Raw genomic sequence first — 18431 nt, 5'->3', positions numbered from 1 at the left:
CCCCCCATGCCCCGTTTCGCCCGCCACCGCCTGGCCTTGGCCAGCGCCCTGCTCGGCCTGGCCGCCAGCGCCCCCGCCCTCGACCTCGCGGGCCTGTCCAAGGAGGTCAAGCCCTGCGACGACTTCTACGCCTTCGTCAACGGCAACTGGGAGGCCGCCACCGAATTGCCGCCCAACCGCGCCCGCGTCAGCAGCGCCGAGCAGCTGCGCCAGGCCAACGACGAGCTGCTGACGCGGGCCCTGCTGGAGCTGGCCGACAAGCCGGCCCTGCAGACGACCCCGGGTCTCAAGCTCATCGCCGCCTACTTCGCAAGCGGCATGGATGAAGCCGCGATCGAGGCGCGCGGCCTCAGCTCGATCACGCCGCTGCTCAACCGCATCGACGGCCTGCAGCGCCGCGAGGACCTGCCCGCCTTGCTCGCCCTGCTGGCGCGCAGCGGCATCGCCGCGCCGCTGGCCCATGCCGTGCAGCCCGATCGCAAGGACACCCGCCGCAACGTGCTCAGCCTGTCCCAGGCCGGCCTCGGCCTGCCCGACCGTGACGACTACTTCCGCGACGACGAGCGCACCCGGACCGTCAAGGCCGCCTATCGCAGCTTCGCCGCCACGGTGCTCGGTGCCTCGGGCCGCACCGCGAGCGAGCAGGACCTCGACGCCCTCATGGCCTTCGAGACCCAGCTCGCCGAGGCCTCGCGCGAGCGCGCCAAGCTGCGCGACCCCAACGCCAGCTACAACCCGATGAGCCCGACCGAACTGGCCGCCGCCGCGCCGGGGCTGGACTGGACGGCCTACCTCGCCGTGCTGACGGCCGGCGCCAAGCTGCCGCAACGCCTGCTCGTCGGCCAGCCGGAGTTCGCCGCCCGCACCGCCCAGTTGGCGGCCGACACGCCGCTGGCGACATGGCGCCAGTACCTGGCCCTGCGCGTGCTCGACGCGGCCGCGCCTCGCCTGCCCCAGGCCTTCGCGAACGCCTCCTTCGACTACCGCGGCAAGACCCTCACCGGGCTGCAGGCCCGGCCGCCCCGTACCGAAGACGTCATCCTGCAGATCGGTGGCCGCACCGGCAGCGAGCCGGTCGCCCTGGCCCTCGGCGAGCTGTTCGTCGCCCGTGCCTTCTCGCCTGAGGCCCAGCGCCGATCGCGACTGCTGGTGGAGGACATCCGTGCCAGCTTGAAGGAGCGCATCGAGAAGCTCGACTGGATGACGCCGCCCACCAAGGCCAAGGCTCTGGACAAGCTCGCACAGATGCAGCCCATGATCGGCGCGCCGGACAAGTGGCCGCAGTTCGAGGGCCTGCAGATGAACGGCAACGACTACGCGGGCAACTGGCTGCGTGCCGCGCTGTGGTTCAGCGCGCAGCAGATGAAGGACCTGGACGCCCCCGTGGACCGCGGACGCTGGCGCGTCAGCCCGCACATCGTCAACGCCTTCGCGGGCGGCCTGAACCAGATCTATTTCCCGGCCGGCATCCTGCAGCCGCCCTTCTTCGACGCCAAGGCGGACGACGCGACCAACTACGGCGGCATCGGCATGGTCATCGGCCACGAGATCACCCACCACTTCGATGACAGCGGGCGCAACTTCGACGCCGGCGGCTCTCTCGCAGACTGGTGGACGCCGGCCGATGCCGCGGGCTACAAGGCGCGAGCGGACAAGGTGGCCGAGCGCTACAGCGCCATCTCGCCGCTGCCCGGCTATCACATCGATGGCCGCCTGACCCTGGGCGAGAACATCTCCGACATGTCGGGCCTGCCCATCGCCTACGAGGGCCTGCAGCGTGCGCTCAAGCGCTCGGGCATGGCCGGCAACAAGCTCGTCGACGGCTACACGCCGGCGCAGCGCTTCTTCATCAGCAATGCACTGGTCTGGCGGACCAAGGTGAGGCCGGAATTCCTGATCAACCAGGTCCGCACCGATACGCACTCGCCGGCCAGGTACCGGGTGCTGGTGCCCATGAGCAATTCGCCCTATTTCGCGCAGGCGTTCTCGTGCAAGGCGGGGAGCGCGATGGTGGCGACGGACCCGGTCACGGTGTGGTAGCCCTGTTTGGTCGGACGGGGCCGAAGCCCCGTCCTTGATCGACCTTCAGGTCAATCCGCCATCACCACTGCAGCTTCAGCGTGTAGGCCCCCGTGCCGCTGTACCGATAGACCCGCACATACATGGTCACCGACCCGCTGCCCGAGTTGGTATAGCTGGCAGTGTCCGCTTGGCCCGCCGGGTTCTCGCTCATCGCCACCGTCGTGCCGGCGCTGTTCTTCAGGTAGAGGTCGAAGTCGTTGCTGCTGCTGGCCATGCTCAGCGTGGCCGTCAGCGTCTTGCCGGCCGGCAGCGTCACCTTGAAGTAGTCCGTGTCAGTGCTGGACGAGATGCTGCCGTTGACGATGGACGGCTGCGACACCACGTTGGCCGTCGACAGCGAACCGTTGGACTCCGTCTCGTTGACGGTCGGCAGGCCGCCGCCACCCGAGCCCGTGATGGCCGCGATGGCTGCGGCGGCGTCCAGCAGGCCGGCGCCGCATTGCGAGCAACTGCCCGGGAAGGGCCGCGCGCTGCTCTGCAGGGCCGCCTTGATCTGGTCCGGCGTCGCACCCGGCTTGGCGCTCAGCATCAACGCCGCCACGCCGGCCACATGGGGCGTGGCCATGGAGGTGCCCTGGTAGTAGGCATAGCTGTCGGAACCAGGCGAGGTCGTGCCGCTGTTCAGCGTCGACAGGATGCCATTGCTGCTGGACGAGCTCAGGTCGCCGCCCGGCGCAGCCAGCGTCACGATGGAGCCGTAGTTCGAATAGAAGGCACGGCTGCCGTAGCGGTCCGTCGCGGCCACGACCACCACGCCCGAGCAGTTCGCCGGGCTGGAATTGCTGGCGTCCTGGCTCTCGTTGCCCGCCGCGACGATGACGACGGTGCCGCGCGAGCGTGCGCTGTTGATGGCGTTCTGGGAGGTGGTGTCGCAGGCGCCGCCACCACCCAGCGACATGTTGATGACGCGCGCCGGCGTGGCGTTGGCCGGCAGGCCGGAGACGGTGCCGCCCGAGGCCCAGACCATGCCGTCGGCGATGTCGGAGGTGTAGCCGCCGCATTTGCCGAGCACGCGCACCGGCTGCACCTTGGCGTTGAAGGCAATGCCCGCCACGCCCGTCGAATTGTTGGTCTTGGCGGCGATGGTGCCGGCCACGTGGGTGCCGTGCCAGCTGGAGTTCTCCGCCGGCGAACCCGTCCCGCATTCGCCCGCCGCGACCCAGTCGCCCGGGTCGCTCGGATCGCTGTCGCGGCCGTTGCCGTCGTTGGACACCGTCGTGTCCGCAATCATGTCGTAGCCGGCCACGGTCTGGCCCGAGAGGTCGGCATGCGGACGGATGCCGGTGTCGATGACGGCCACCACGACGCCCGAACCGGTCGCCAGGTCCCAGGCCGCCGGCGCGCGGATGCCGCCGGTCGTCTCGTACAGGTCCCACTGGGCGCTGTAGCTCGAGTCGTTGGGCGTCATCATCGGGTACATCTTGCGGTCGGGCTCGGCGTAGGCGATGTTGGGATCGGCCGCCTTCAGGTTCGCCGCGAGCTGGCGCAGCTCGGCATGCGAGAGCGCCTTGTCGAGCTTGAAGACGTGGGCGCCCGTGCCCGTCTGGCGCAGCAGCCGCGCCTGCGCCCCACGCAAGGCGAGGGCCGAATTCACGGCCCCCAGGCGGGTGGCCATCGATTGCGCGTCGACGCTGCGGGCATGCAGCACGCGGGCGTCGGCGGCGTCGGCCTGGGCCGCGTCGCGGTAGCCGATGATCAGCCGGTCGGTCGAGGGCGCGGCACGCAGTGCAGCGCTGAACCGGCCCTGGTCGGCCTGGCCCGTGGACACGCCGGCCTGGACCGCGGCAACCGCCAGCAGGCCGCAGGCAGCGGCGATCCAGGTTCTCTTCTTGGCAATAGCAAAGCTCATCGTCGTAGTTCCATCAAGGTCACCGTGGCGGACGGTGCACCGGCCCGGCCCGTGGGATCGCCACGAGGGGCGCCGCCGTGTTGCGGCTGGCCGGCTCGACTCCTGTCCCGACAACTCCACGTCCGCGCCGGCCCGGCGCCTTCCGAAGCGGCGCGCAGTGTGTGCCGCCGATGCCATCCGAGAAAGTCGCCGCAGGGAGTGACGGAGGTCACCCTAGCGGGGATCTACCGATGACAGACCGCATGACGAATGGCACGCAGGCTCCGCAAGCCGCTCGATCGTGCCGTTCGCAGTTCAGCGTCGGATTTCTGCGGACCGTCGCACGGCGGACGCAGCTCATCGCTTGCGCCTTGGGGCGTGCGGCCCGGACGCCTAGCCTGAGCACAGGTCGACGCATTTCACGTCCCCGCCCCGACGCCACTTCAAGGAGCCCGTCATGCCCACCCGCTACTCCCTCGCACGCCGCACGCCCGCCCTCAATGGCCTGTTCGCCGGCCTCGCCTGCGCCATCACGCTGGCCCTCACCGCCGGCCCGGCCTTCGCGCAGTCGGCGCTCGACCGGGTCGAGATCAACGGCCGTGTCTTCGAGGCCCCAGCGCGCTACGACGTGCTGGAGAGCTGCAAGCAGGCCGACGACCAGCTTCAGCAGGCGCTGCTGTCCACGTGGTTCCGCGAGCGCCTGTACGGCACGGTGGACGTGAATTTCGTCGTGACGGACGGCGAGGTCCAGGGCGTGAACGCCCGCGGCGTGTCCTTCAACACGGCCCTGCAAGTGCGCCGTGCGGTGAGGCAGCTGCAGTGCACCGGCGCCCAGCCCGGCACCAGCATCTACCGGATGCAGGTCGTGTTCGTCGACCCCAACGCGCCGAGCGCCGGCACCGCCGTCGCGGCCGGCCCCGGCAAGCCCTACGTGCTCGCCTTGTCGCCCAGCCGTTGAGCGATGGCGGCGTCCACCGCCGCGAGGTCGAGCCGAAGAGGCGCAGCCTCGCGCTGCGGCGGCGCCCATACCGGCGCCGGGAAGTGGCTGTCCGCCTCGAAGCGCGCGATGACGTGCCAGTGCAGGTGAGGCACGACATTGCCCAGGCTGGCGAGATTGACCTTGGCCGGCGCCAGCAAAGACCTCAGGGAGCGCTCGATCTCGGTGACAGCGTCCATGCAGGCGTGTCGATCCGTAACCAGCAGGTCGCTGAACTCGGCGACATGGTCGTTCCAGATGAGCCGGTAGAAGGCGGGAAAACGCAACGCTTCCTCGCCCTCCACCACCCTGACGACGCGAAACCGCGGCGTGCGGGCGACGACGAGGCCGCCGTCGCCTTCGCACAGCGGGCAGCCCTGGCGCCTCACACCAGCACCCGCTCGATGCCGCCGTTGTTGGCCTTGGCGACGTAGTCGGGCATCCAGTTGGGCCCGAGGATCTGGTTGGCCATCTCGACGACGATGTAGTCGGCCTCCAGCAGGCCGTTCTGCAGGTCGTCCTGGTAGCGGTTCAGGCCCTGCAGGCAGCTCGGGCAGGAGGTCAGGATCTTCAGGTTCTCCTGCGCCCCCACCTTGCCGGAGCCGCGCAGCGCGGCCTCGGTCTTGCGCAACTCTTCTTCCTTGCGGAAGCGCACCTGCGTCGAGATGTCCGGCCGCGTCACGCCCAGGGTGCCACTCTCGCCGCAGCAGCGATCGCTCTTGACGACGCCTTCACCCACCAGGGCCTTGACCGTCTTCATCGGCTCCTGCTGCTTCATCGGCGAATGGCAGGGGTCGTGATAGAGGTAGCTCTGCGTGGAGCCGAGGGTGATGCCCTTCTCGAGCAGGTACTCGTGGATGTCGACGATGCGGCAGCCGGGGAAGATGTCCTCGAACTTGTAGCCCTGCAGCTGGTCGTAGCAGGTGCCGCAGCTGACCACCACCGTCTTGATGTCGAGGTAGTTCAGCGTGTTGGCGACGCGGTGGAAGAGCACCCGGTTGTCGGTGATCATCTTCTCGGCCTTGTCGAACTGGCCCGAGCCGCGCTGGGGGTAGCCGCAGCAGAGATAACCGGGCGGTAGCACGGTCTGCACGCCGGCGTGCCAGAGCATGGCCTGGGTGGCCAGGCCGACCTGGCTGAACAGCCGCTCGGAGCCGCAGCCGGGGAAATAGAACACCGCCTCCGTCTCGCTCGCCGTGGCGGGCGGCCGGATGATGGGCACGTAGTTCTTGTCCTCGATGTCCAGCAGCGCCCGCGCGGTCTTCTTGGGCAGGCCGCCGGGCAGCTTCTTGTTGATGAAGTGGATGACCTGTTCCTTGACCGGTGCCGGGCCGACGGTGGCCGGCGGCGCGCTCGACTGCCGGCGGCCGGCCGGCTTGAACAGGTCCACCGCAAAGCGCTGCGCCTTGAACCCGATGCCCACCATGGCCGTGCGCATGAGCTTGATGGTCTCGGGGCTGGTGGCGTTCAGCATGAACATGGCCGCGGCGTTGCCGGGCCGCCAGCTCTTCTGGCCCATCTTGCGCAGCAGGTTGCGCATGTTCATGGTCACGTCGCCGAAGTCGATCTTGACCGGGCAGGGCGTGAGGCACTTGTGGCAGACCGTGCAGTGGTCGGCCACGTCCTCGAACTCCTGCCAGTGCTTGATCGACACGCCGCGGCGGGTCTGCTCCTCGTACAGGAAGGCCTCGACGAGCAGCGAGGTGGCGAGGATCTTGTTGCGCGGGCTGTAGAGCAGGTTGGCTCGCGGCACGTGGGTGGCGCACACGGGCTTGCACTTGCCGCAGCGCAGGCAGTCCTTGATGGAGTCGCTGATGGCACCGATGTCGCTCTGCTGCATGATCAGCGACTCGTGCCCCATCAGGCCGAAGGACGGCGTGTAGGCGTTGCGCAGGTCAGAGGGCGTGGCGGCGTTGCGCAGCAGCTTGCCCTTGTTGAAGCGCCCTTCGGGGTCGACCTTGGCCTTGTAGGCCGTGAAGTTGGCCAGTTCCTCGTCGCTGAGGAACTCGATCTTGGTGATGCCGATGCCGTGCTCGCCCGAGATCACGCCGTCCAGCGAGCGCGCCAGCGCCATGATGCGGCCCACGGCCTCGTGGGCCGTCTGCAGCATGGCGTAGTTGTCGCTGTTGACGGGGATGTTGGTGTGCACGTTGCCGTCGCCGGCATGCATGTGCAGGGCCACCCAGACCCGGCCGCGCAACACCTCCTTGTGGATGCGGCGGCACTCGGCCAGCAGCGGTTCGAAAGCCGCGCCGCTGAAGATGCCCTGCAGGGGCTTGAGGATCTGTGTCTTCCAGGAGGCCCGCAGCTCATGGGTCTGCAACCGCTCGAAGAAACCCTGGCTGTCCAGCCCGTCGAGCCATTGCTGCCAGAGGGTGCCGACCTCGCGCAGCAGGGCGAGGGCCTGCTGCACGCGGTCTTCGAGCAACTCGGCGCTCGGGATCTCGCCGGCATCGTCGGTCTTGCCCAGGGGCAGGCGACCGGCGGAGAACAGGCCTTCCAGCGCGGCCACCAGCTCCAGCTTGTTGCGCAAGGAGAGCTCGATGTTGATGCGCTCAATGCCCAGGGTGTACTCGCCCATGCGCGGCAGCGGGATCACCACGTCCTCGTTCACCTTGAACGCGTTGGTGTGCTTGCTGATGGCCGCCGTGCGCTTGCGGTCGAGCCAGAACTTCTTGCGCGCATCGGCGCTGACGGCGATGAAGCCCTCGCCGGAGCGGCCATTGGCCAGGCGCACCACCTCGCTGGTGGCGCGCGCCACCGCATCGGGGTCGTCGCCGACGATGTCGCCCACCAGCACCATCTTGGGCAGGCCGCCACGCTTGCTCTTGGTGGCATAGCCCACCGCCTTGAGGTAGCGGTCGTCCAGGTGCTCGAGGCCCGCCAGCAGCACGCCCGTCGAGGCGACCCCAAACATGTAGTCCTTGATGTCGACGATGCTGGGCACGCAGTCGCGCGGGTTGCCGAAGAACTCCAGGCAGACGGTGCGGATGTGCGCCGGCATGCGGTGCACGATCCAGCGGGCGCTGGTGATGAGGCCGTCGCAGCCTTCCTTCTGGATGCCCGGGAGGCCGGCGAGGAACTTGTCCGTCACGTCCTTGCCCAGGCCCTCCTTGCGGAAGACGCGACCCGGGATGTCCAGCCGTTCGGTGCGCTCCAGCGTCTTGCCGCTGGCGTCGAAGTGGCGCAGCTCGAAGCTCGCGACCTCCACGTCGTGGATCTTGCCGAGGTTGTGGTTCAGGCGCACGACCTCCAGCCACTTGGCCTCGGGCGTCACCATGCGCCAGCTGGCGAGGTTGTCGAGCGCCGTGCCCCAGAGCACCGCCTTCTTGCCGCCGGCGTTCATGGCCACGTTGCCGCCGATGCAGCTGGCCTCGGCCGAGGTCGGGTCGACGGCGAAGACGAAGCCGTGCTGCTCCGCGAGGTCGGCCACGCGCTGGGTGACGACACCGGCCTCGCTGAAGATGGTCGGCACCTCGCGGTCCAGGCCAGGCAGCTTCATCATCTCGACGCCGCGCAGGGCCTCGAGCTTCTCGGTGTTGATGACGGCGCTGTTCCACACCAGCGGGACCGCGCCGCCGGTGTAGCCGGTGCCGCCGCCACGCGGGATGACGGTCAGGCCCAGCTCGAAGCAGGCGCCCACGAGACCGGCCATCTCCGCCTCGGTGTCCGGGGTCAGGACGACGAAGGGGTATTCGACCCGCCAGTCGGTGGCATCGGTGACGTGGGAGACGCGCGACAGGCCGTCGAACTTGATGTTGTCCTTGGCCGTGTGGCGGGCCAGCGCGCGGGAGGCGCGCCTGCGCAGCGCACCGACGCGCTCGAACATGTCCGCGAACTCGGACACGGCGGCGCGTGCGGCGGTCAGCAGCTCGCCCACCGCGGCGTCGCGCTGCGCGTCAGCCGCCGGGTCGCGGCGCTTCTGCACTTCGGCCAGGCGGTGGTGCAGGGCTTCGATCAGCAGCGCCCGGCGCTTGGGGTTGTCCAGCAGGTCGTCCTGCAGGTAGGGGTTGCGTTGCACCACCCAGATGTCGCCCAGCACCTCATAGAGCATGCGCGCGGATCGGCCCGTGCGACGCTCCAGCCGCAACTGGTCCAGCAGTTGCCAGGCGCGCGCGCCCAGCAGCCGGATCACGATCTCGCGGTCGGAGAACGAGGTGTAGTTGTAGGGAATCTCACGCAGGCGAGGCAGATCACCGGCGGCGGGCGTGTCGGCCGCGTCAGCGGCGGCCGGCATCAGGGGATGCGGGGCGTTCATAGAGGGAAAGGATCGTATCGCAGGGGGTTTTCCCTTCAGAATCCGACGGATGAAGCCCTGGCCCTATCCCCTGTGGCTCGCGCACCGCGGCGCGGGCAAGCTCGCCCCGGAGAACACGCTCGCCGCCTTCCGGCTGGGAGCCGGTTTTGGCTTCCGAGCCTTCGAATGTGACGTCAAGCTGAGCCGAGACGGCGAAGCCTTTTTGCTGCATGACGACACGCTCGAGCGCACCACCAGCGGCAGCGGCTCCCCGGATTCCCAGGATTGGTCGGAACTGGCCAGGCTCGACGCCGGCGGCTGGCACAGCCCGGCCTACGCCGCCGAACCCCTGCCCCGCTTCGCCCAGATCGCCGCCTTCTGCCAGGCCAACGGCTGCGCGCTCAACGTCGAGATCAAGCCCTGCCCCGGCGAAGAAGCCCGCACGGGCGCTGCCGTCGCCCGCGAGGCCGCACGGCTGTGGGCCGGCACCCTGCCGCCCCTCCTGAGCAGCTTCAAGCCGGAGGCCCTGGCCGCCGCGCGCGACGCCGAACCCGCCCTGCCCCGCGCCCTGCTGCTCGACGAACTGTGGGACGACTGGCCGGAGGTGGCCGAATCGCTGGGCGTCGTCGCCATCGTCACGAACTGGCGGCTGATGGACCGCGCCCTGATCGAGCGGCTGCACGGCCGCGGCTGGCGGGCGCTGGTCTACACGGTCAACGACGCGGACGTGGCCGAGCGGCTGGTCGCCGACGGTATCGACGGCATCATCACCGACGCGGTCGACCGCCTCGGGCCGCAGGAGGGTCGTCGCCCATGAACGCCAGCCGCTGGGTCGTCCCGGCCTCCTTCTTCAGCATGGTGCTGGGCCTGTGCGGCCTCGGCACCGACTGGCGCGCGGCCCATGCGCTGTGGGGCGCCCCGGCGTGGGTGGGCGAGGCCGTCATGGCCGTGGCGGGCGGCGTGTGGCTGCTCCTGGCGGCGCTGTATGCGAACAAGTGGTTGAGCCACGGCTCGCAAGCCCGGGCCGAGGTGGCCCATCCCATCCAGTGCTGTTTCGTCGCGCTGGTGCCGGTCACGGCCATGCTGGTGGGTCTCGCGGTGCTGCCGCATGCCAGGCCCCTGGCCGTGGCGCTGTGCGTGCTGGGCTCGGCCGTGTCGCTGGTGTTCGGCGCCTGGCGTCATGGCGGCCTGTGGCGGGGCACCCGCCCGGTGGGCGCGACCACGCCGGTGCTCTACCTGCCGACCGTCGCCGCCAACCTCGTGTCGGCCATGGCCGCGGGCGCCTTGGGACTGCCGGAGCTGGGCCAGCTGTTCTTCGGCGCAGGCGTGCTCGCCTGGCTGGCGCTGGAATCGGTCATCGTGGGCCGCCTGTTCAACGGCGAGGAGATGCCGCTGCCGCTGCGCGCCACGCTCGGCATCCAGCCCGCACCGCCCGCCGTCGCCCTGCTGGCCTACAGCAGCATCACCACCGGACCGCCGGACCTGGTCGCCCACATGCTGCTCGGCTATGCCATCGTCCAGGGCCTCATCGTGCTGCGCCTCATGCCCTGGCTGCGCCAGCCCTTCACGCCGGGCTACTGGGCCTTCACCTTTGGCGCCACGGCCATCGCCTCGGCGACCCTGCGCTTCGCCGCCCGGGGCGACGACCGCGTCTTCGCGGCGCTGGCGCCGGTGCTGTTCGTGATGGCGAACGCGGTGGTGCTGGGGATCTTCGCCTTCACCGTGGTGGCGGCGCTCAAGGGAAAGCTGCTGCCCAAGGCCGCGGTCTCGCCGTCGCTGGCCATCGACGTACGTGAGGACGGCGTGGCGCCTTGAGGAGTTCCCGGCACGCCCGGGAAGTCAGCCGCAACTTTGGCCGGCAAGGCCGCGGGCGGAACCTCACTTCTCGGCCTGCTCCTCTGGAATCCCGATTTCCGCAGCGTTGAATCGCAGTGCGCGCAGGCCGACATCGCGCCGGGTGGCTTGAACCAGTTCCTTGAGCGCTGCGCTGACTTCGTTGAACTGCTCCCTGGGAATCCGAACCAGCGGATCGCCCCCTTCATATTGTGAGGATGCCTTCTGCAGCGCCCTTCTTGCGTCGAAGAGCGCCTTGCGCGTGCTCTTGGACAGGTACAGGCCATGCTCCGTGAAGAAGACGTCGGTCAGCTCGATCGCCATCTTCGTCGCGTTCTGGCCGCTGAAGAACACTTCGCCGCGCTGGCGGACGAAGACGGTCTCGTCGCTGAAATAGATCGACGACCTGCGCAGGCTGACCCACAACGCCTCATAGGCGGCGAGCTGCTTGTCGAACAGCCTGTTGCGGTAGCGCTCCGCGAATTCCTTGAAGGCCCGCTGCTGCACGAACCGATGGCTGAGGAAGGTGCCCACCACCGCGGTGGCGAAACCGGTGAGCCCTGAGACCAGCGTGGAGTCCATTCAAGTCCTTGGCTTTCAAGATTGGCAGGTGCCGGGGATGCCCGGGCGCCAGATTGGGGAACCCGAAGGTGCGACGGCGGCATTCACGCTGGCTTGAACGACGGAACGTGCGGCGCAGGGACAGGGGGGTGGGCTTCGACCTAGGGATGCGGTGACCGTCGGGATTTTTCGTGTCCGGCCGCAGCACGGCTTCTCGTACCTCCTCTTGCGAATCAACCACCGCCGCAGAGGACCCTCATGAAACGCAAACCCTCCTTCGCGCGCCGCCTGCGCGCACGCCACCCACAGGCCTTGCTGCGCACGCTGTGCGGCCCGCTGCTCGCCCTCCCGGCGCTCCTAGGCTCCTTGCCAGCCGGTGCGGCGGTGCGGTTCACCGTCACCGACCTGGGCACGCTGGGCGGCTCGAACAGCGGCGCTGCTGGCATCAACGCGGCCGGAGACGTCGTGGGCTCGTCCACGACCCGAGGAGATGCCGCTCGACATGCCGTGCTGTGGCAGGCCGGTGGCATGCGGGACCTGGGCACGCTGGGCGGCAGTCTCAGCTACGCGAACGGCATCAACGACGCCGGGCAGGTGGTGGGTTATTCCGACACGGGCGGCAATGCCGGACACGCCTTCCTGTGGCAGGCCGGCAACCTGCAGGACCTGGGCACCGTGGGAGGCACCTACAGCTCCGCCTTCGGCATCAATGCCAACGGCCAGGTCGTGGGCTACTCCGACATCCGCGGCGACGCCCGGCAGCATCCTTTCCTATGGCAGACAGGCAACATGCAGGACCTGGGCTCGCTGGGCGGCATCTACAGCACCGCCCGCGCCATCAACGCTGCCGGCCAGGTGGTGGGTGATTCCGACACCAGCGCCAACACCACTCATGCCTTCCTGTGGCAGACCGGCGCCATGCAGGACCTGGGCAGCCTGGCGGGCAACGGCAGCGTCGGCTATGCGATCAACGCCACGGGGCTGGTGGCGGGCTCCTCGTATGCCGCCAATGGCAATCTCCACGCCGTCCTGTGGCGCTCCGGCGCCATTCAGGACCTGGGCACCCTCGGCGGCGCCTCCAGCCAGGGCTACGGAATCAATGCGGCCGGGCAGGTGGTCGGCACTTCCAGCACGGTCAGTGGCGAGAGCCGCGGCTTCCTGGCCACCGCCCAAGGCGGCATCACCGACCTCAACGCCCTGCTGCCTGCAGGCAGCGGCGCCACGGTCACCCGGGCCAACGGCATCAACGACGCCGGCCAGATCGCCGCCACGGCGCGCATGACGACGGGCCAGGCCCACGCCGTGCTGCTGACCCCGACCGGCTCGATCGCCTGGCTGACGGGCGGCGCGGGCGGCAGCTTTGCCGATGGGGCGAACTGGGAACAGGGCTTCGCGCCGAGCCGCTTCCTCGATGCGGTGGTCGCACCGGCAGGGCGCCAGACCATCCAGGCCAGCACCGACACAGCGGTCAAGAGTCTGAGCCTGGGCAGCGCCGCCGGTGGCAGCGGCCGGCCGCAACTGCTCCTGCAGTACGGCGCGCAATTGACAGCCACCGGCGGCGTCACCGTGCAGGCCACAGGCACGCTTGCCGGCGACGGCACGATCCGCGGCGACCTGGTCAACCGGGGCACGGTGCGCGCCGATAACCTCAGCGTCACCGGCAGCTTCTCCAACGCCGGGCTGGTCGAGGGCGACGGCCATCTCAACGCCAGCCTGGACAACACCGCCAGCGGGATGGTGCGCAGCGGCGCGGGCCAGGCGCTGCAGATCACCGGCGCCTCGCATCGCAACGCCGGCACGATGGAAGCCGCCGATGGCGGCGTGCTGGAGTTCGGCGGTCAGCTCGACAACGCCGCCAGCGGCCGGATCTTCCTGAAGAACGGGCAGCTTCGCTTGTCCGGCGGTGCGAACAACGCAGGCCAGATCGATGTGACCTTCGGAACCTCGGACGTGCACGGGGCAGTCACGACGGTCTCCGGTGGGCGCATCGCCCTGTCGGGCAACAGCGACACGACGTTCTACGACACCGTGGATGTCAGGTCCGGCGGGGAACTGCGCGTGTCCAGCGGCAGCACCGCCGTCTTCTTCGGCCAGGTGCTTCAACGCACGGGCGCCATCTTCTCCGGCACCGGGTCCAAGTTCTACGAGGGCGGCCTGTCGGTGGGCGCTTCGCCCGGCCTCGGCGTGGACAGCGGCGACGTGGCCTTCGGCAGCGGCAACGTGTATCTCGCCGAGATCGGCGGCCTGGCTCCGGGTTCCGGCTTCGACAAGTACGAGGTCGCCGGCACGCTCGGCTTCGGTGGCGTGCTCAAGGTGGTGTGGTGGAACCACTTCGCGGGGCAGGCGGGCCAGCGCTTCGACCTGTTCGACTGGGGCCGCAGCGAAGGCAGCTTTTCACAGATCGACCTGTCTGGCGCGCCGCTGGCCGCCGGATTGAAGTGGGACACGTCGAAGCTGTATTCGAGCGGAGAGCTGAGCATCAGTGCCGTGCCGGAGCCTGCAACGCCGGCACTCTGGCTCGTGGGCCTGCTGCCGCTCATCCACGGCATGCGGCGGCGTCAGGCCGGTGCGTCAACCGGCGCGGCGGCTTGACGACCAGCAGGAGGTCAGCTTCCTCGGCCTGCGTTGCCCAGGACCTGGCTGAGCCGACCCCCTGCCATCGCCGTGAGTCCCTATGCCGGCGCCCCCTCCACGCTGCGACCGGATTCTCAGAACCGGTTCAATGCCGCGAGCTCGTCCAAGACCAGTTGAATTGGCGTCGCGATCAGCCGGCGATCGTCTTCCCTCAGGCGAGACGCCGTCATTTGTTCGCACAACGTCGCCTTCGCGCGCTTGAAGTGCCGGGCGACCGCCGCCGCAGGACATAAGTCCATACGCACGGCGAGCCCACCCACCAACGCCCTGGCTCGGGCACCTTGCGGGCCGGCCAGTGATGACAGATCTTGGTCGGCATCCAAACCGAGCCTTACGGCGACCCATCGTTCCAACAACTTCAAGCCACCGTCGATGTCTCTTGAATCTGCCGCTGCCACCAGAATGGCTGCATCGCCCTTCACCTCGCGTGCCATACCGAAGCTCGGTCCTATGGACCCCACGGCGAGCGTCAATCCGTGGTTCAACTCCCACTCTCGCCACTCCGCCTCGCCGGGCCGGCGCCGTACCACCCCGCGCAGGCCCTTGCGTGCCTCGGGCACCGTTGCGCCAAACAGCCCGAGCAGTGCCCTCGAGTCGAATCCCTGCGCGCGGTTGAGGCCCAGCGTCGTCCGCAGGGAGGCGTGCGTGTAGTGGACGGGCGTCACGCATAGCCCGATTTGCACCGGCCTCCAGGCCAGCATTCGAATCTCACGCTCGAGCTCTGAATCGGACCGGATCTCGTGCGCGCGGTAGCGCGCGGCGAAGACGGGTCCCCTCACGGGCTGCGTCTCCCGCACCCAGCGGGACACGACGGCGGCGATAGCCCGGACGATGGCCGGCGGACTCTGTCCGACCGGCAGGCACGACAGGAGATGGATCTCAGTCGGCATCATCAAGTAGTGCAGCAACTGCCGCCCTTCGGCGCGATGCGCGTTCAGCAGCCGCTCACGGACGCGCCCGACCAGTCTGGAATCCGCAACGAGGTCGCGCCCCGTCGCGGCCTGCCAGCAGATGTGCCATGTCGATGCACTTCTTGGAATGGAGTACTCCATAACTCCATGACGTTTCTGGACGGAAAAACCTCAGCGCCTCGACTGACCACCTCCCCAATCGTTCGGTGGCCGCCTCGTTGCCACAGGTCCACGCGCGCGTGCGCATCTGCGTAGGCGCGTGCGTACCTGCCGACAGCGGCTGCTCGACAGCGGATCGACCAGCTCGCATGCCGCGTCAGCAGATGCCGGGGCTTCAGCCGACCGGTCCGCCGAACGTACGCGGCGATGCGGCCACCTGAGTCGTGGCGCGCAGACGTGCCGGCGGCACTCTCCAGCAGGGGATGGCCCGTGGCCGAACGCCGCGTTTCAGCGGCCTTTGAGTTTGTTCGGCCCTCAGAGTGCCGTCTATCTTTTCGTTGCCTGAAGCCGATGCCGAAGGCATTTCACAAGCACGCAACCTGAAGGAGAACGTCATGAACGAAGCACCGCAACTGGAGCTGGTCGACCTGGGCGACGCCAAGGAAGAGACCAAGGGTCGGCCCGACCTGCCCAAGCCCGAAGAGAACCAAGTCGCGCTCTTCAAGGAGATCTGATTTCTTGACGCGACTTTGCGTGCGCCTCTATGGCGCACGCCCATCAGGATCACCATGCCGACGCAAGCATCGCCCCTCCCGGAATATCGCCTCGCCGATCATGTCCGCGCTTGCCTCGTCGATGGAGTGGTGGTCCTGCTGGATCTGGAGCGGGGCCGCTACATCGGGGTAGGCGGGCCCTTGGTCTGCGCACTGTCCCGCGCGGTTGGCGGCTGGCCCGCCAGACCGTCGACCGGCCTTCCCAGCGACCCAGACTCCGAGGTCGAACGACGGGTCGATGACCTGCGCCGTCAGGGTCTGCTGGCTTGCGCAGCGACACCAGCGTCAGTGAACGCAGCCTACATGCTGCCTGATGCGAGCGTCTACGACGCCAGCGCCTCGATCTCGTCGGCGCTTCAATGGCGCCGCATTGCCAACCTGGCCCGTTCGTCGTTCATCGCGTCAGGCTGGCTCAAGCACCGCAGCTTGGCGACGATCACCCAAACCGTCGCCTCCATGCGCCCCCTCCGCCACAGGGATGACGACCGACTCCCCGCGGAGGCGCTTCGCGATGCCGCCCGTTGGTACCTGCGGACGAGGCCCCTGGTGATGAGCTCGCGAGACGAGTGCCTGCACGACTCATTAACCCTGGTGCGGTTTCTGGCTGCCGAACAACTGCATCCGCAATGGGTGATCGGCGTGAGGATGCGGCCATTTGCCGCGCACTCCTGGGTGCAGGCCGGCACCCTGGTGCTCAATGACATGCACGAGCACGTGCGGGGCTTCACGCCCATACTCGTCGTCTAGCCGGCGATGTTCCGCTACATCGGCTTCAGCTGGGCACCTTCATGCGAAGTGCCCACCGAACTGGCTTCACGATTGGCCGACCGGCTCAAGGCCGCCGGTTGGCGCGGGGCCTTTTCTTCGGCCGGGCTCAAGGTCTACATCACTGGCAACCGCCGAGGCGTGAATGACAGCTACTTGCTGCCGTCCGGCGGTGGCTTGGTTCTCGGACGGCTGTTCCGTCGGCACGAGACCTCCACACCACATTCCTGCGACATCGAGCTGACCGATCAGGAGGCCGATCGCATCGTCCGGTCGGACGGCCAAGCCCTGATCGATCACTTCTGGGGTCGGTGGATCGCCTTCCTCCCATCCTGGACCGGCGAAGCTCGGGTGCTCAGGGATCCCACGGGAACTCTTCCCTGCTATCGCCTGGAGCTGGAAGGCCTCTCCATCGCCTTCTCTTGGCTGGAGGATCTGATCGACCTGATGGGGATCGCGCGGCCAGCGATCAACTGGGACGCGGTCGCCGCAGTGCTCGTCTTCGGCCGCCTTGGTGGGCGGGAGACGGCCCTGGACGGAGTGAGCCAGGTGCTGCCCGGTGAGCTGACCGTGCTTTCGACAGGCCCGACGCCGGCGCGGCCGCTTTGGCGGGCCATCGATGTCGCCCGCCGCCCTGTGGATCCAGACCTTGACCTTGCAGCTCGGATGCAGCGCGACGTCACGACGCAGTGCATACGGTCATGGATGGCCTGCTACGACAACATCGTGCTCCGCCTCTCCGGAGGCGTCGATTCCGCCATCCTGCTCGGCTGCCTATTCAGTCCTGCGCCCACGGCCAGCGTCCTGTGTCTCAACTACTTCTCGCCCGGATCGGACAGCGACGAGCGTCGCTACGCTCGACTGGCTGCCACACGCGTCGGATGTCCCTTGGTCGAGAGACAGAGAGACATTGGCTTCCACCTCGGTGAGGTGATGAATCCCGCGCTCACACCGGCGCCGGGCAGCTATATCGGCCGCATGGGCTCGGACCGGATGGATGCGGAAGTGGCGCGCGCTCATGAGGCGCCAGTCATCTTTACCGGGGCCGGTGGAGATCAGCTTTTCGAAGAAGTCCGCTGCACCTGGACCGCCGCCGACTACCTGCAGCTGCGCGGGGTCGATCGAGGTTTCCCGGCAGCCGTGCTCGACGCCGCTCGGTTGGGCGAGGTGTCTTTCTGGAAAAGCCTGTGCCTCGCGTTCCGGGACCGATTCGCGACACACGATCCGATGGCGGGCGCCGGCCAATACGTGACCCTGGTGCCTCGCAGCGTGATCGAGGCGACCCTTGAGCGTGCGCAGCGCTTCATCCATCCGGGCCTGCTGGAGGCATTCGATCTGCCCATCGGAAAACTTGCCCAGCTGCGCGCATTGATCTCTCCGTTCGACTACTACAACCCCTTCGCCGCCGCGACATCGCCCGAGCTCGTCCACCCGCTCATGTCGCAGCCGCTGCTGGAGCTGAGCCTTGCCCTGCCCACTTACCTCCTCACCTGCGGGGGGCGCGGCCGAGGGCTGGCCCGCGAATCGTTTGCGGATCGCCTGCCGCCCGAAATCGCCGTCCGCCGTTCCAAAGGCGGCACGGAAGAGCATGTCACATCGGTCCTCCAGCGCAGCCTGCCCCTCGCCCGGCATCTGTTGCTGGATGGAGAGTTGGCACGAAGGGCCTTGCTGGACCGGCCCCGCGTCGAAGCGACGCTGGCTGGGCGCCCATCGACGAGCGACGCCTACGTGACCGAAGTCCATACCTGCATCGCCGTCGAGACCTGGCTGCAGCGCGCCGCAAACGTCAGGTCTCGCCCCGTAACGGGCTGAGTTCGACTCGCGATGCGTCGCGGCAGTGGGCTCCGAGCCGTTCTGCGCCTGATCAGGGAGGTCGCCGACCCCGTCATAT

13 protein-coding genes are annotated in these 18431 nt (G+C 68.5%); 8 read left to right on the top strand and 5 right to left on the bottom strand.

The genetic code is table 11. The features are described 5' to 3' along the window. The first annotated feature begins 6 nt into the window (after nucleotides 1-6). Nucleotides 7-2040, top strand: a complete 2034-nt coding sequence (locus tag LXT12_RS13655; protein ID WP_233392739.1) for a M13 family metallopeptidase — start codon at nucleotides 7-9, stop codon at nucleotides 2038-2040. Nucleotides 2041-2101: 61 nt separating this feature from the next. On the opposite strand, the gene LXT12_RS13650 is transcribed toward LXT12_RS13655, so the two are convergent. After that, nucleotides 2102-3931 (bottom strand): S8 family peptidase, encoded by a 1830-nt coding sequence (locus LXT12_RS13650; RefSeq protein ID WP_233392738.1) that lies wholly within the window; start codon nucleotides 3929-3931, stop codon nucleotides 2102-2104. A 436-nt stretch (nucleotides 3932-4367) separates the two neighbouring features. On the opposite strand from LXT12_RS13650, the gene LXT12_RS13645 reads away from it, so the two are divergent. After that, on the top strand, nucleotides 4368-4868 hold the full coding sequence (locus LXT12_RS13645; RefSeq protein ID WP_233392737.1) for a hypothetical protein: 501 nt from the start codon (nucleotides 4368-4370) through the stop codon (nucleotides 4866-4868). Here the strand turns inward: LXT12_RS13645 and LXT12_RS13640 are convergent. Beyond that, nucleotides 4838-5275 (bottom strand): HIT family protein, encoded by a 438-nt coding sequence (locus LXT12_RS13640; RefSeq protein WP_233392736.1) that lies wholly within the window; start codon nucleotides 5273-5275, stop codon nucleotides 4838-4840. The two genes, LXT12_RS13645 and LXT12_RS13640, sit on opposite strands and share 31 nt — an antisense overlap. Then, the gene (locus LXT12_RS13635) at nucleotides 5272-9144 is read right to left on the bottom strand and encodes a DUF3683 domain-containing protein (RefSeq protein WP_419964776.1); all 3873 of its coding nucleotides are present in this window, start codon (nucleotides 9142-9144) and stop codon (nucleotides 5272-5274) included. Before LXT12_RS13635 ends, LXT12_RS13640 begins: the two co-directional genes overlap by 4 nt. A gap of 49 nt (nucleotides 9145-9193) precedes the next feature. Between LXT12_RS13635 and ugpQ the strand changes: the two genes are divergently transcribed. Beyond that, the gene (gene ugpQ, locus LXT12_RS13630) at nucleotides 9194-9940 is read left to right on the top strand and encodes a glycerophosphodiester phosphodiesterase (RefSeq protein WP_233392734.1); all 747 of its coding nucleotides are present in this window, start codon (nucleotides 9194-9196) and stop codon (nucleotides 9938-9940) included. Further along, nucleotides 9937-10938, top strand: coding sequence for a dicarboxylate transporter/tellurite-resistance protein TehA (gene tehA / locus LXT12_RS13625; protein WP_233392733.1), 1002 nt, complete (start codon nucleotides 9937-9939; stop codon nucleotides 10936-10938). Before ugpQ ends, tehA begins: the two co-directional genes overlap by 4 nt. Before the next feature lie 63 nt (nucleotides 10939-11001). Here the strand turns inward: tehA and LXT12_RS13620 are convergent, their stop codons facing one another. Further along, a complete protein-coding gene (locus tag LXT12_RS13620; protein WP_233392732.1) occupies nucleotides 11002-11538 on the bottom strand; it encodes a hypothetical protein in 537 nt (178 codons plus the stop codon). Between the two features lie 237 nt (nucleotides 11539-11775). Here LXT12_RS13620 and LXT12_RS13615 point away from each other — a divergent pair, with 237 nt between their 5' ends. Next, a complete protein-coding gene (locus tag LXT12_RS13615; protein ID WP_233392731.1) occupies nucleotides 11776-14109 on the top strand; it encodes a hypothetical protein in 2334 nt (777 codons plus the stop codon). Between the two features lie 116 nt (nucleotides 14110-14225). On the opposite strand, the gene LXT12_RS13610 is transcribed toward LXT12_RS13615, so the two are convergent. Further along, nucleotides 14226-15203, bottom strand: a complete 978-nt coding sequence (locus LXT12_RS13610; RefSeq protein WP_233392730.1) for a hypothetical protein — start codon at nucleotides 15201-15203, stop codon at nucleotides 14226-14228. A 413-nt stretch (nucleotides 15204-15616) separates the two neighbouring features. On the opposite strand from LXT12_RS13610, the gene LXT12_RS13605 reads away from it, so the two are divergent. The 3 genes from LXT12_RS13605 to LXT12_RS13595 are packed head-to-tail and all read left to right on the top strand — an operon-like array spanning nucleotide 15617 to nucleotide 18352. Then, a complete protein-coding gene (locus tag LXT12_RS13605) occupies nucleotides 15617-15736 on the top strand; it encodes a benenodin family lasso peptide (protein WP_233392729.1) in 120 nt (39 codons plus the stop codon). 54 nt (nucleotides 15737-15790) lie between these two features. Further along, nucleotides 15791-16522 (top strand): lasso peptide biosynthesis B2 protein, encoded by a 732-nt coding sequence (locus LXT12_RS13600; RefSeq protein ID WP_233392728.1) that lies wholly within the window; start codon nucleotides 15791-15793, stop codon nucleotides 16520-16522. 6 nt (nucleotides 16523-16528) lie between these two features. Continuing rightward, on the top strand, nucleotides 16529-18352 hold the full coding sequence (locus tag LXT12_RS13595; protein WP_233392727.1) for an asparagine synthase-related protein: 1824 nt from the start codon (nucleotides 16529-16531) through the stop codon (nucleotides 18350-18352). Nucleotides 18353-18431: the final 79 nt, after the last annotated feature.

Source organism: Pelomonas caseinilytica (assembly GCF_021353235.1).
Taxonomy (GTDB): domain Bacteria; phylum Pseudomonadota; class Gammaproteobacteria; order Burkholderiales; family Burkholderiaceae_C; genus Pelomonas; species Pelomonas caseinilytica.
Note: the sequence above shows the minus strand (reverse complement) of the source record. Positions and strands in the feature narration are given on the sequence as shown.